Source organism: Niveibacterium terrae (genome assembly GCF_048213115.1).
Taxonomy (GTDB): Bacteria; Pseudomonadota; Gammaproteobacteria; order Burkholderiales; family Rhodocyclaceae; genus Niveibacterium; species Niveibacterium terrae.
Window position 1 is genome coordinate 3,363,905 of the sequence record NZ_CP172404.1, and the last position, 12,932, is coordinate 3,376,836.

A 12,932-nucleotide genomic window follows, 5' to 3' on the forward strand; every position below is an offset into this window, starting at 1 on the left:
TGAAGCGCTTCAGATAGTCCGCCAGCGGCTCCAGCCCCATCGCCTTGCGGCGCTGACCGATAATCGCCTCGTCCTCGCGAGGAAAAAGCCGAACGGACATCATCCGCGCTCATCGGTGTGATCCGCGGCCGAGCGTCCGGCTCTCTCCGTCAACCGCGCAGCGCGACGAGCGCTTTGCGCCTCTCCTCGGCCGCGGCGCTGGTCAGCTCAGCGAACTGCTCGGGCGTCATGCCGAAAGTCGCCGCCTCCAGCAGCTCGCCCCTCTGCCGCTCCAGCTGCAGACTCAGCGGGTTCGGCGTCTCGGCCGCCAGATTCGCAACGAACAGCACATCGGCGAGTCCGCCCAGCGGAATCGCCCCGCCGTAGATCTCGGGATCGTCGATCGCATCGCGGATCTGCTCAGGAACGCCCAGCGCTTCGAGCACCGCGCGGCTGACCGCCTTGTGCCAGGAGAGGATCAGATCGGACAGGTCCTGTTCGCGGTCGAGCAGGGCCGGATAGTCGGAGGCCTTGTCGAGCAGATAGAACTGGCCGATGTCGTGCAGCATTCCGGCCAGCATCGCCTCGTCAGGCTTGGCTTGGCCTTGTTGCCTCGCCAGCGCATAAGCCCAGGAGGCGACATCGATCGAGTGATCCCAGAGCCTCGCCGCATAGCCGCGAGCCGCGCCCAGACGCTCGGAATGCGCAAGCTGCGAGGTCGAGACGATGAGCGCGAGCGAGCGCACCGCGGCAGCACCGACGCGCAGTACGGCCTGCTTCAGATCCTGGATGGGCCCGCCGACGTTCGCATACAGCGCCGAGTTGGCCAGGCCCAGCAGGCGCGCGGCAAGCACCGGTTCGAGCTGGATCAGCGGTATCAGGTCGTCGAGGCTGAAATCGTCGCGTTCGAGCAGGCGGTTGATCTTAACCGATACTTCGAGGAAAGTCGGAAAGGCAAGCGGCCCCCCCGCCAGCTCCTTCTCGATCTCGGCCGCCAGAGCTTCCCTTTGTTGCTGGGCTTTATCCATGAACGTGATGTCTCCAGTGATTGATCCCGGCACGGCCAAAAACCATCCTGCTCCGGTTTTCGGCACAATGACGGCAAACCTTTGCCTTATATATCGCACCCGATGAGCATAAACAATCCACTTCTCGATTTCTCCGGCCTGCCGCGCTTCGACACTCTACGCCCCGAACACGTCGCGCCGGCCATCCAGCAGCTGATCCTCGACGCGCGCGAGCAGATCGCCCGCCTCGAGGCCTCGACCGAGGCCCCGGATTGGGACAACTTCGTCGAAGCGCTCGCCGCGATCTGCGAGCGCCTCGGCCGCGCCTGGGGCGTCGTCCGCCACCTGCACTCGGTTCTGGATCTGCCGCCCTGGCGCGAAGCCTACAACGCGCAGCTCGCCGAGATCACCCGCTTCTACGCCGAACTGGGCCAGGACGAAGCGCTGTTCTCCCGTTACAAGGCTCTGGCCGCGCGCGCCGATTTCGACACCTGGCCCCCGGCCCGGCGCAAGGTCGTGCTCGATGCGATCCGCGACTTCCGCCTGTCCGGCGCCGATCTGCCGGAGTCGGTCAAACCGCGCTTCCAGGCGATCCAGGAAGAGCTGGCCGGACTCTCGGCCAGGTTCTCGGAGAACCTGCTCGATGCGACGAACGCCTGGCACGAGGACTTCACCGAGATCTCGGCGCTCGCCGGCCTGCCCGAAGATGCGCTGGAGACCGCGAAGAACGCGGCCGGGAAGGCCGGAGTCGAAGGCTGGCGGCTGACTCTGCAAGGCCCCTGCGTGATGGCGGTGCTGCGCCTCGCCGACGACCGTGCGCTGCGCGAGCGCGTCTGGCGCGCGAACGCGACCCGCGCCTCCGAGTTTTCGGCCGACCAGGGTCATCCGGAATGGGACAACGGCCCGGTAATGCTGAGGATCCTCGCGCTGCGCAGCGAAGAAGCGCGCCTGCTCGGCTTCCCTGACCACGCCGCGGTATCGCTGGTGCCCAAGATGGCCGACTCGCCCGAGCAGGTCGTCGCCTTCCTGCGCGACCTGGCCGTCCGCGCGAGGCCTTCGGCCGAGAAGGATCTGGCCGAGCTGCGCGATTTCGCGGCGGCCGAGCTCGGCATCGCCGAGCTCGAAGCCTGGGATCAGGGCTACGCGGCCGAGAAGCTGCGCCAGAAGCGCTATGCCTTCTCGTCCGAAGAGCTTCGCCAGTACTTTCCCGAAAACAAGGTGCTTGCCGGCCTGTTCGGCCTGATCGAGCGCCTCTATGCCGTCAAGGTTCTGCCCGACACCGCCCCCGTCTGGCACGAGGACGTGCGCTTCTTCCGGATCGAGAAGGACGGAGAGCTGATCGGCCAGTTCTACCTCGACCCCTATTCGCGCGACACGAAACGCGGCGGCGCCTGGATGGACGATGCACGTTCGCTGAGGGTCACCCAAGAGGGTCGCGAGACTCCGGTCGCCTATCTGGTCTGCAACGCCTCGGCGCCCGGCGCCGGAAAACCGGCCCTCTACTCCTTCGATCAGGTCCTGACCCTGTTCCACGAAACCGGACACGGCCTTCACCACCTGCTGACCCGGGTCCCGGAACCGGGCGTCTCGGGCATCAACGGCGTCGAATGGGATGCGGTCGAGCTGCCCAGCCAGTTCATGGAAAATTTCTGCTGGGAGTGGGAAGTCGTTTCGGCGATGAGTGCCCACGCCGAGACAGGCGAAACGCTGCCGCGCGCGCTGTTCGAGCGCATGCTCGCCGCGAAGAACTATCATGCAAGTCTCGCAATGCTGCGCCAGATCGAGTTCGCACTGTTCGACATGCTGCTGCACAGCGATTTCGACCCTTCCTCCGGGAAGGTCCTTGAACTGCTCGCCTCAGTCAGAGAGGAAGTCGCGGTGATCATCCCTCCCGCCTTCCAGCGCTTTCCGCACAGCTTCAGCCACATCTTCGCGGGCGGCTATGCGGCCGGCTATTTCAGCTATCACTGGGCCGAAGTGCTGTCCGCGGACGTCTATGAGGCGTTCGAGGAGGCGGCGCGCGAGCGTGGCAGCGTGCTCGACCGCGCAACGGGAGAGCGCTTCCTCGCCGAGGTCCTGTCGGTCGGTGGCTCGCGCCCCGCTCTGGAGTCCTTCACCGCCTTCCGCGGACGCGCTCCCAGACCGGACGCCTTGCTGCGCCATCACGGCATCCTGATGAATCCGGAGAATCTGCAATGACCCACAACAAAATACTGCGCTGCGCCCTGCTCGCGGCGCTGCTGATCCCCTGCCTCGCCGAGGCAGGCGTCTATCGTTGGAAGGACGCATCCGGCCGCGTCCACTATTCGGACCAGCCGCCGCCCGCCAATGTCCGGGTCGAAGAGAAGGCGATGAAAGGCAGCAGCATCGAGCAGGACAAGCAGCCCTACGCGGTCCGCAAGGCATCCGAAGCCTTCCCGGTCGTGCTCTACACGGTCGAGAGCTGCCCGGGCTGTGAAGCCGGCCGCAGCTACCTCTCCGCCCGCAAGATCCCGTTCACGGAGAAGAAGATCACGACGGCCGAAGTGCGCGACGAGGCGGCGAAGCTGCTCGGCAGCAAGGAAGTCTCCGCCCCCTTCATCGTGATCGGCGGCAAGGTGCACAAGGGCTGGCTGGAGTCAGAATGGGCGACGGCGCTCGATTCGGCCGGCTACCCGGCCGGAAAGGCCAAGTGATGGCGCAGTCGGTCGCGACCTGGAACGTCAATTCGCTGAAAGTCAGACTGCCCCACCTGCTCGAATGGCTGGAGCGGGCGCAGCCGGACGTGGTCTGCCTGCAGGAGCTCAAATGCGAGGACTCGGCCGTGCCGCGCGACGCGATCGCCGCAGCCGGCTACCACGTCGTCACGCACGGGCAGAAGACCTATAACGGCGTCGCGATCCTGTCGCGCGAAGAGGCACGCGACATCCAGCGCAACATCCCGGGCTTCACTGATCCGCAGAGCCGGATCATCGCCGCGACCGTCGGCGAGACCCGCGTCGTCTGCGCCTACTTTCCAAACGGCCAGGCCGTCGGCTCGGACAAGTACGCCTACAAGCTCGAATGGCTTGCGGCGCTGACACTCTGGCTCAGGGGCGAGCTCGAACGCCACCCCAGGCTGATCCTGACCGGCGACTTCAACATCGCGCCGGACGAACGCGACACCCATCCGGACTGGAAGGACGGAATCCTCGTCTCACCGCCCGAGCGCGAAGCTTTCCGCGCCCTGCTGGATCTGGGCCTCGGGGACGCCTTCCGCCATTTCGAGCAGCCCGAGCGGATCTACTCGTGGTGGGATTACCGGATGAACGCCTGGCGCCGCAACTTCGGCCTGCGCATCGACCATCTCCTGGTCACGCCCGCTCTGGCCGAAGAACTCGCGAGCTGTTCGGTCGACACCGCCCCCAGGGAACTGGAGCGCCCCAGCGACCATGCCCCGGTCATCGCCCGCTTCCTCTAGGGCAATCGCCCCCCCTTTTCCGATATCATTCCGTATCAATACCGGCCCCATCGAAAGCCCGCCATGACTGAAATCGAAATGCTGTTCGAGCGCCTGTCCGAACTGCCCGCGATTCCGAAAGTCGTCCAGAACCTGATCGCGTCGATGGAAGACGAGGAGGCCGACATCGCCGGCCTCGCCCTCGTCGTCAGCCACGAGCCGACGCTGTCGGCGCGCGTGCTGAGGCTCGCCAATTCGAGCTATTACGGCGCCCAGAAGAAGATCGGTTCGATCCAGGAGGCGGTGACCCGGATAGGTTTGAATGCGTTGCGCAGCCTGGTCATCACCTCGGGCCTGACCCAGGCCTTCAAGGACGTTCCGGGCATCGCGCTGAACGAATTCTGGCGTCACGCGCTGCTCAGCGCCGGCTTCGCGCGAAGCCTGGCCCGGGCGGCTCACCTCGATGTCGAATACGCTTACACGGCAGCGCTGATGCACAGGATTGGCGCACTGCTGCTGCACCTCGCCTTTCCCGAGCCGGCCGACGCTCTGGCCAGCAGCCTCGTCGGAGCGAGTGCGGCGGAGCGCTGCACCGCCGAGCGCAAGGCCCTGGGCGTCGATCACTGCTCGGCGGGCGCCGAGCTCGCCAGGCAGTGGAATTTCCCACTCGCGATCCGCAACGGCCTCGCGGCTTACGCCTACCCGACCTCGCCCCAAGCCAGCCCCTTCGCGGCAATCGTCGCGCTGGCCAGCCAGGCCGCGGGAGCGACGCTTGCCGGAAGCGATCCGGAGACTATCCTCGATGAGCTGCCCGAGGAGGTTCTCGACAAGGTCGTGCTCGACAAGGAGACGGTTCTGGGCGTGCTCGAAGACGGTCCCGAACTGCTCAGGGACGCCTCGAGCTTCCTCTGAGCGTCACTGAGCCTGGGCTTCGGCGACGAAGGCCAGCGCTCCGTCCTTGAGTTCGAAGCGGCCGAGCCGGCTGCCTGGAGGCGTGTCCGCGGTCGGCTCCATGCGCTGGATCAGGCATTTCTCGGTGCTGATTGCATACCAGGTCTTGCCCTGGCTGGCCACGAAGAGCTGGTCCTGGAGCTGCCAGAGCTCCATCTTCGGCCCCTTCTTGCTTCCCGGCAGGATCTTGAAGCGCCGCTGGCAGGCGGGAAAACGCGACGCGACGAGCGTCTGGGCGACCTCGGGCGCGAACGGGTAAGCCTGTTCGCGGACCAGCGAGATCGAATGGTTGCGCCCGTCGACCTCATAGGCCGCCGCGTTGTTCTCGCAGGCCGTCAGGAGCGGCAGGGTGAGCAGGACAAGGGGGGCCAGCAGGCGCTTCATATCAGACTCCTTCCAGTGACCAGGCGAGCGTCCCTCCCGCGCGCAGCGGCACCAGAGGGTCGCCGGGCAGGCAGGGCAGGATTTCAGGAATGTTCACGGTCTTCCTGACCAGCGTGATCGTGTCGCGGTTGCGCGGCAGACCGTACCAGTCCGGGCCGTTGAAGCTCGCGAAGGCTTCGAGCTTGTCCAGAGCCCCGGCTGCGTCGAAGGCTTCAGCGTAGAGTTCGATCGCAGCGTGGGACGTATAGCAACCCGCGCAGCCGCAGGCCGTCTCCTTGTTCGAGCGCAGATGCGGCGCCGAATCGGTGCCGAGGAAGAAGCGCGGCGAGCCGGAGCAGACCGCGTCGATCAGGGCCTGGCGGTGCGTCTCGCGTTTGAGAACCGGCAGGCAATAGTGGTGGGGCCGGATGCCTCCGACGAGGATCGCGTTGCGGTTCATCAGCAGGTGGTGGGCCGTGACGGTTGCCGCGACCCCCTCCCTCGCCTCGCTCACGAACTGGGCCGCCTCGCGCGTCGTGATGTGCTCGAAGACCGTGCGCAGGCCAGCGAAGCGCGCCGTGAGCGGCGCCAGAACGCGATCAATAAAGACGCGCTCGCGATCGAAGATATCCACGTCAGCATGGGTCACCTCCCCGTGCAGCAGGAGCGGCAGGCCGATCTTCTCCATCCTTTCGAGCACCGGGTAGACCTTTTCGATCGCGCTGACCCCGGAATCGGAATTGGTCGTCGCCCCGGCCGGATAGAGCTTCACCGCGTGCACGAAGCCGCTCGCCTTCGCGCGTTCGATCTCGTCGGCCGAACTGTTATCCGTCAGGTACAACGTCATCAGCGGTTCGAACTTGAGCCCTTCGGGCAGCGCAGCGAGGATGCTCTCGCGGTAGGCGAGCGCCTGAGCCAGAGTCGTCACCGGCGGGCGCAGATTGGGCATCACGATCGCGCGCGCAAAACGGCGCGCGGAATCGGGCAGGACCGCGGCAAGCACATCGCCGTCGCGCAGGTGCAGGTGCCAGTCGTCGGGCCGGGTCAAAGTGAGAGTCTGGGTCATGTCGGTTCGCAGGAAAGAGGGGGCCGGAGCGACCGGCCGATCAGCGATTTTGCCACGCCGCGGGCTTCAGGCCTCCGGTTTCAGTTCGAGTCCGAGCTCATAGAGCTTCTTCTTCGCGACTCCGGTCGCCTCGGCCGCGATCCGCGCGGCCCGGCTGACCGGCAGCTCTTCGAGCAGCAGTTCGAGCAGACGGCGGGCCGCCAGCGGGATGTCGACCTCCTGGGGCGGAGCCGACACGATCAGCACGAACTCGCCGCGGACCCGGTTCGGATCGGCGGCGAACCAGGCGGCCGCCTCGGCAAGGGGAATCCGGGCGATCTCCTCGTACAGCTTGGTCAGCTCGCGGGCCACGGTCAGCTCCCGTCCGGCGCCGAGCAGCTCAGCCATGTCCGCGACGCACTCGCTGATACGGTGCGGAGCTTCGTAGAAGACCAGCGCCGACGCCACCGCGGCGAGGCGCTCCAGTTCGGCGCGGCGGGCGGCGGGGCGGGAGGGCAGGAAGCCGACGAACATGAAACGATCGTCGGTGCAGCCGGATGCGGACAGCGCGGTGATGACCGCGCTGGGACCGGGGACCGGGACGACGGGAAACCCTGCGGCCTGGACCCGGGCAACGACTTTCGCGCCAGGATCGGAGACCGCGGGCGTGCCGGCGTCGGTCACCAGCGCGATGTGCTGCCCCTGTTCGAGCAAGGCCACCAGCCCGTCCGCGGCGGCCTGCTCGTTGTGCTGATGCACCGCCATCAGCCGGGTGCTGATCCCGTAGTGCTCAAGCAGTCCCCGGGTGTGACGGGTGTCCTCGGCGGCGATCGCATCGACCTTGCCAAGCACGCCGAGCGCCCGCAATGTTATGTCGTACAGATTTCCGAGCGGCGTCGCGACGATGTAGAGGGACGGCGAAGAATTGAGATACCGGGTTCCCGAGGAGGGAAGATGCAACTGTTCAAGCGAATCCATGAGAGCCTAGCCAGCGTGTTCAACAGCGCCCATTCTGCGGCCCAGACGGCGCCCGAACAACTCCCGGGCCGGCAAAACACCGGCATGATGGCCGAACAGCTGGCGGGAACCTATCTGAGCCGGGCCGGACTCAAGATCGTCGCGCGCAATGTGCGCTCGCGCTGGGGAGAGATCGACCTGATCGGCACCGACGGCGAAACCCTGGTCTTCGTCGAGGTGAGGCTGCGCACCGACCCGCGCTTTGGCGGGGCCGCGGAAAGCATCTCGTCGGCCAAGAGGCGCAGGCTGGTCCGCACCGCCGACCACTTCCTGGCTCACGGCGGCAGGCTCTGGCAGGGGCACCCCTGCCGCTTCGATGTCGTGCTGCTCGACCGGCTCCACCTCGCCCATATCGAATGGATACGCAACGCCTTCGACGCGTCCTGATCCTGTTCGCCGCGCTGCTGCTCTGCGCCGAGGCATCGGCCGGACTGCGCGTGCGGGTTCAGCGCTCGCCGCTGGCCGGCTTCCAGTACCACGAAGGCCCGGCACTCTGGGATCAGCTCAGAACCGGCGACCGGCTTGAGCTGGTCCGCGAAGCCGACAATCCTCACGACGGCCGCGCGATCGCGGTGTACTGGCAGGGCCACAAGCTGGGCTACCTGCCGCGCGCCGAGAACGATGCGGTATCAAGCGCGATGGACCAGGGCCACCGGCTCGACGCGCGGATCGGTCGCCTGCGCGAAGAGCGCAATCCCTGGCTCAGGCTGGAAGTCGAAGTGTTCGTCGTCCCTCAATAGGAGACGCCCAGATAGAGGTAGCCCGCCCGGCGCCCGCCTTCGCTCTGCCCATAGGCGAGGAACAGCGGTCCGAGCAATGTATCGACCCCGACGAAAGCCGAGCCGCCGCGGATCCACGGCGAATTGCCGGACTGGAAGGCCTGCTTCCAGACCCTGCCCAGTTCCCCCGAGACGCCGACATACATTCCGCTGCCCAGGTTGGGCAGGATGGACACGATGCGCTTGTAGCCCATGAGCCGGAAGAATGCGGTGCGCTCGCCGACCAGCTCGTTCGTGTTGTAGCCGGACAGGTTCAGGAAGCCCCCCAGCGTGTAGAACTGCGTCACCGAGATCCCGGGATCGAGGTTGCCGGCCAGCCGCGCCGTGCCGCGCAGCGTTAGCCCGCCAAAACTGTGCGCGCCGTCGGCGGTCACGTTCAGCGAGTGCTGTATCCCTTCGTTGGCGCTGCTGACGTAGCGGTAGTCGAACTTGCCCAGATAGCCGCTGCGCGGGAAGCGCGGATTGTCGAGCTGATCGACGACAGCATAGGCGCGCAGACCGTGCGTGCGCTCGCTGTCCAGCGCCAGAGGCGAGCTTGCAATCACGGTGTCGGCGTTGAGGTAGTTCGAGAAGAAGGACAGCCTCGTCTCGCCGAGCGAAGCGAAGGAGTAGCCGAGGCCCAGTTCCAGCTCGCGCGTTGTCAGTTCGACCTGGGCCTGCTGGTGCCCTGTCGCATCCCAGACACCGTACTTGTCGCGGCCGTAATACACCGAAGCCGCCGAGAACCACTGCGAATGGGCGAAAGGTTGCAGCAGTTCGGATTGCCAGTACTGCCCGCTGCCGACGCGCACGTCGTTGCGCCACTGGGCCCCCCAGCGATCCAGCCAGGTCATCTGCAGATTGCCGAGGAAGGCGACATCAGAGTTGCCGTAGCTGTCGAGCTTGAAATCCAAGCCCAGGCGCAGGAAGTTCGGGCCAACCGTGCGCTCGATCGGCGTAATTTCGGCGACCCGTTTGCCGTCCTGATCGCGCAGCGAATAGGAGATCCGGTCGAAATCCCCGGTCGCATAGAGCGATTCGATCCGCGAGACGAGCTCGCGCTGATCCTTCGGCTTGTCCTCGCCGCCATGAAGGTAGTGGGAGATCCGCGAATCGGGCACGAAACCGCTCTCGGCGACCCGAACCTCGGCATAGGGTTTCAGCTCTTCGATCCGGCGGGCCTGGACGCTCGCCTTCCACTGGGCGTACTCGGCCTCGCTGACCCGGTAACGGGCCAGGCGGTCGGCAACCGGCGCGACCGCACGGCGGCCGCGCTCGATCAAGGCCGCCCCCTCCCCGAAGCTCGCCGACGAATAGCCGCTCAGATCGGGTTCGATCAACACGTCGTTCGGCCCCATCAGCGCGAGCTGCTGGCGCACGTTCTGCCGCACATGGATGTTCGACTCCTGGGTCGCGACATCGACGAAATCGTGGATCTCTTCCTTCTTCAGCAGCGGCGTGCCGACATCGACGACGATCACGTCGTCGGCGCAGCGTCCCTTGACGTTCTGGACCGGCACGTTGCGGATCAGCATGCCATCGACGAGCAGGCGGCCATCGAGCTCGACGAGATCGAAGATGCCGGGCACGGCCATGCTCGAGCGCAGCGCGACAGCGAGATCGCCACCGGCGAATTCGAAAGGTTCGCCCGAGATCAGATCGGTCGCGACCGCCTGAAAAGGAATCGGCAACGTATCGAAGTCCTTGACCGCGACGTCGCGCGTGACGTGGCGCAGGAAAATGTCCATCTCCTGCGACGAGAGCGCGGCGCGCGGAACCTTGATGCCGTCGATGCCAACGCCCAGCGTCGCATCCATCAGGTTTTTGAAGTCATCCTTCTTGCGCTCGTAGGGTTTGTCGGCGCGGCGCGGCGCCCCGGTCAGCATCCGGTCCCAATCGGCGCCCTTGACCTCGCGGATCAGTGTCTCGATCGGCATCCCCGACGCGTAGATCCCGCCGACCAGCGCTCCCGCGCTGGTTCCGGAGATGCAGGAGATCGGGATCCTCAGGCGCTCGAGTTCCTCGATCACGCCCATGTGCGCGAGTCCGCGCGCGCCCCCGCCCCCCAGCACCAGGCCAACCCCCTTGATCGGGGACGGGTGTTCGGCCGCCAGTGCGCAGGCACAGCAGCAGGCCAGGGCAAGGGCGAAGAGCAGCGAGGTCGAACGGGTCATGGCGAAACCGGAGGGGACGGATCAGCGGCGAAGCATAGCGCAAGAGCGCGCGCCCACCTTGATCCAGGCTGCCGGACTCAGGCCTTCAGGTATTCGCCGCGTCCGCCCACCCAACGCTGGAGCAGGACTTCGACGGCATCGCGGTGCCGGGCGAGCAGCTCTTCGGCCGCTTCGCGCGCCGGCTCGACGAGATCCGCATCGGCTTCGAGATCCGCGTAGCGGAGCAAGGGCACTCCGCTCTGGCGCGCGCCGACCATCTCGCCGGGACCGCGCAGCCGCAGATCCTCGCGCGCGATCGCAAAACCGTCGGTATTCTCGTAGATCACGCGCAGGCGCGCCCGGCCGTTCTGCGACAGCGGCTGGCTGTAGAGCAGGATGCAGCTTGACGCCGCCGCGCCCCGCCCGACCCGGCCGCGCAGCTGGTGGAGCTGGGCAAGACCGAAACGTTCGGCGTGTTCGATGATCATCAGGCTCGCGTTCGGCACGTCGACGCCGACTTCGATGACCGTCGTCGCGACCAGGACCTGGACTTCGTTGCGGACGAAAGCGGCCATCACGGACGCCTTCTCGTCGGCCTTGAGCCGGCCGTGGACCAACCCGACCTTCAGCTCGGCGAGCTCCTCGGACAACCTCTCGTGGGTCTCGACCGCCGTCTGCAACTGTAAAGACTCTGACTCCTCAATCAAGGGACAGACCCAGTAAGCCTGGCGGCCTTCGACGCAGGCATCGCGCACCCGTCCGATGACCTCCGCGCGGCGCGCGTCGGCGACGAGCTTCGTCACGATGGGCGTGCGCCCGGGCGGCAGCTCGTCGAGCACCGACACATCGAGGTCCGCGTAAAAGCTCATCGCCAGAGTCCGCGGAATCGGCGTCGCGCTCATCATCAACATGTGCGGCAGAGGTGAGTCGTCGCCCTCGCGTTTCTCGCGCAACGCGAGGCGCTGGCGGACTCCGAAGCGGTGCTGCTCGTCGACGACCGCGAGCGCAAGCCGGGGGAAGGCGACCGGATCCTCGATCAGCGCGTGAGTCCCGACCGCGAGGCGCGCCTCGCCGCTCGCGAGCATCGCCAGAGCCTGAGCCCTCTGCTTCTTCTTCTGGCTGCCGGAGAGCCACGCGACGCGGATGCCCAGCGGGGCGAACCAGGCCTCGAGCTTGTGGAAGTGCTGCTCGGCAAGGATCTCGGTCGGCGCCATCAGCGCTGCCTGCCAGCCGCACTCGGCCGCCTGCAGCATCGCCAGCGCGGCCACGATGGTCTTGCCCGATCCGACATCGCCCTGGAGCAGGCGCTGCATCGGATGGGGCAGGACGAGATCGCGAGCGATCTCGTCCACGGCGCGCCGCTGCGCGCTGGTCAGCGCGAAGGGCAGGCTCGCGAGCAAGGCCCCCGTCAGTTCGCCGCTGCCCGGCAGCGGTGCGGCCTGGCGGGCACGTCGCTGCGCGTAGGCTTCGCGCAGCGAGATCTGCTGAACCAGCAGCTCCTCGAACTTGATCCGCCGCCAGGCCGGATGGGAATGGTCTTCGAGCGCCGCAATCGCCATTCCCGGCTGGGGCATGTGCAGCGCGCGCAGCGAACGCTCGACGCCCGGCAGACGCAGCGCCCGGCGCAGTGCCTCGGGCAGAGCCTCCTCGATCCGGACGCGCTCGAACGCTTTCGCGATCAGCTTGCGCAGCGCGCTCTGGGCCAGACCCGCGGTGACCGGGTAGACCGGAGTCATCGCCTCGGGCAAAGCCTCTCCGCCATGAAGGCTCTTGACGCGCGGATGGACCATCTCGGCGCCGAAGAAACCCATCCGGATCTCGCCGAAGACCCTGACCCGCGCCCCCTGGGCGAGCTGCTTGTGCTGCGACGGATAGAAGTTCAGGAAGCGCAGCGTCAGCTCACCGGTCTCGTCCGCGATCCGCGCGACAAGCTGACGGCGCGGGCGCAGCGCGACTTCGCTGCTGAGCACGACGGCTTCAATCTGCACCGCGGTGCCGGCCGGCGCCGCGCCTATCGTCCACAGCCTGGTTTCGTCCTCATAGCGCAGCGGCAGGTGAAGCAGCAGATCCTCCTCGCGGAAGATCCCCAGCTTCGCGAGGCGCGAAGCCAGAGCCTTGGGCAGGTTTTTCCAGCCTGAGGACGGAACGGGAGCGGACATGAAGGGATTTTATCCGCGCGCGGCGCAAAAACCGAAGGACTCGAACCAGAGCAGTGCTGACCGTGGTCTCTCCCCGGTCTCT

General features: G+C 66.6%; 12 protein-coding genes. 6 read left to right on the forward strand and 6 right to left on the reverse strand.

Translation table 11 applies throughout. The features are described 5' to 3' along the window. Window positions 1-149 precede the first annotated feature (149 nt). Window positions 150-1,007 (reverse strand): HDOD domain-containing protein, encoded by an 858-nt coding sequence (locus ACHFB9_RS15590; RefSeq protein ID WP_417068350.1) that lies wholly within the window; start codon window positions 1,005-1,007, stop codon window positions 150-152. A gap of 102 nt (window positions 1,008-1,109) precedes the next feature. Here ACHFB9_RS15590 and ACHFB9_RS15595 point away from each other — a divergent pair, with 102 nt between their 5' ends. The 4 genes from ACHFB9_RS15595 to ACHFB9_RS15610 all read left to right on the forward strand — a co-directional run bounded on the left by ACHFB9_RS15595 (window position 1,110) and on the right by ACHFB9_RS15610 (window position 5,316). Further along, complete coding sequence (locus ACHFB9_RS15595) at window positions 1,110-3,185, forward strand: M3 family metallopeptidase (protein WP_417068352.1); 2,076 nt, start codon at window positions 1,110-1,112, stop codon at window positions 3,183-3,185. Continuing rightward, entirely contained in the window at window positions 3,182-3,661 is a 480-nt protein-coding gene (locus ACHFB9_RS15600; RefSeq protein ID WP_417068353.1) for a glutaredoxin family protein, read from the forward strand. The genes ACHFB9_RS15595 and ACHFB9_RS15600 overlap by 4 nt, the downstream gene beginning before the upstream one ends. Then, window positions 3,661-4,425 (forward strand): exodeoxyribonuclease III, encoded by a 765-nt coding sequence (gene xth, locus ACHFB9_RS15605; protein ID WP_417068354.1) that lies wholly within the window; start codon window positions 3,661-3,663, stop codon window positions 4,423-4,425. Before ACHFB9_RS15600 ends, xth begins: the two co-directional genes overlap by 1 nt. 63 nt (window positions 4,426-4,488) lie before the next feature. Beyond that, complete coding sequence (locus tag ACHFB9_RS15610) at window positions 4,489-5,316, forward strand: HDOD domain-containing protein (RefSeq protein ID WP_417068355.1); 828 nt, start codon at window positions 4,489-4,491, stop codon at window positions 5,314-5,316. 3 nt (window positions 5,317-5,319) lie between these two features. Here the strand turns inward: ACHFB9_RS15610 and ACHFB9_RS15615 are convergent, their stop codons facing one another. The 3 genes from ACHFB9_RS15615 to rsmI all read right to left on the reverse strand — a co-directional run bounded on the left by ACHFB9_RS15615 (window position 5,320) and on the right by rsmI (window position 7,741). Next, window positions 5,320-5,739, reverse strand: a complete 420-nt coding sequence (locus ACHFB9_RS15615) for a hypothetical protein (RefSeq protein ID WP_417068357.1) — start codon at window positions 5,737-5,739, stop codon at window positions 5,320-5,322. Between the two features lies 1 nt (window position 5,740). After that, window positions 5,741-6,784 carry a dihydroorotase gene (gene pyrC / locus ACHFB9_RS15620; protein WP_417068358.1) on the reverse strand — a complete coding sequence of 348 codons (1,044 nt, stop codon included), beginning with the start codon at window positions 6,782-6,784 and terminating at the stop codon, window positions 5,741-5,743. 66 nt (window positions 6,785-6,850) lie between these two features. After that, window positions 6,851-7,741 carry a 16S rRNA (cytidine(1402)-2'-O)-methyltransferase gene (gene rsmI, locus ACHFB9_RS15625; RefSeq protein ID WP_417068359.1) on the reverse strand — a complete coding sequence of 297 codons (891 nt, stop codon included), beginning with the start codon at window positions 7,739-7,741 and terminating at the stop codon, window positions 6,851-6,853. Between rsmI and ACHFB9_RS15630 the strand changes: the two genes are divergently transcribed. Then, window positions 7,718-8,167, forward strand: a complete 450-nt coding sequence (locus tag ACHFB9_RS15630; protein ID WP_417068360.1) for a YraN family protein — start codon at window positions 7,718-7,720, stop codon at window positions 8,165-8,167. The genes rsmI and ACHFB9_RS15630 overlap by 24 nt on opposite strands. Further along, on the forward strand, window positions 8,137-8,520 hold the full coding sequence (locus ACHFB9_RS15635) for an HIRAN domain-containing protein (RefSeq protein ID WP_417068361.1): 384 nt from the start codon (window positions 8,137-8,139) through the stop codon (window positions 8,518-8,520). The genes ACHFB9_RS15630 and ACHFB9_RS15635 overlap by 31 nt, the downstream gene beginning before the upstream one ends. Here ACHFB9_RS15635 and ACHFB9_RS15640 read toward each other — a convergent pair. After that, window positions 8,514-10,712 (reverse strand): patatin-like phospholipase family protein, encoded by a 2,199-nt coding sequence (locus ACHFB9_RS15640; RefSeq protein WP_417068363.1) that lies wholly within the window; start codon window positions 10,710-10,712, stop codon window positions 8,514-8,516. The genes ACHFB9_RS15635 and ACHFB9_RS15640 overlap by 7 nt on opposite strands. 77 nt (window positions 10,713-10,789) lie before the next feature. Continuing rightward, window positions 10,790-12,850: an ATP-dependent DNA helicase RecG gene (gene recG, locus ACHFB9_RS15645; protein WP_417068364.1), complete on the reverse strand. Its 2,061-nt coding sequence runs from the start codon at window positions 12,848-12,850 to the stop codon at window positions 10,790-10,792. Window positions 12,851-12,932 lie beyond the last annotated feature (82 nt).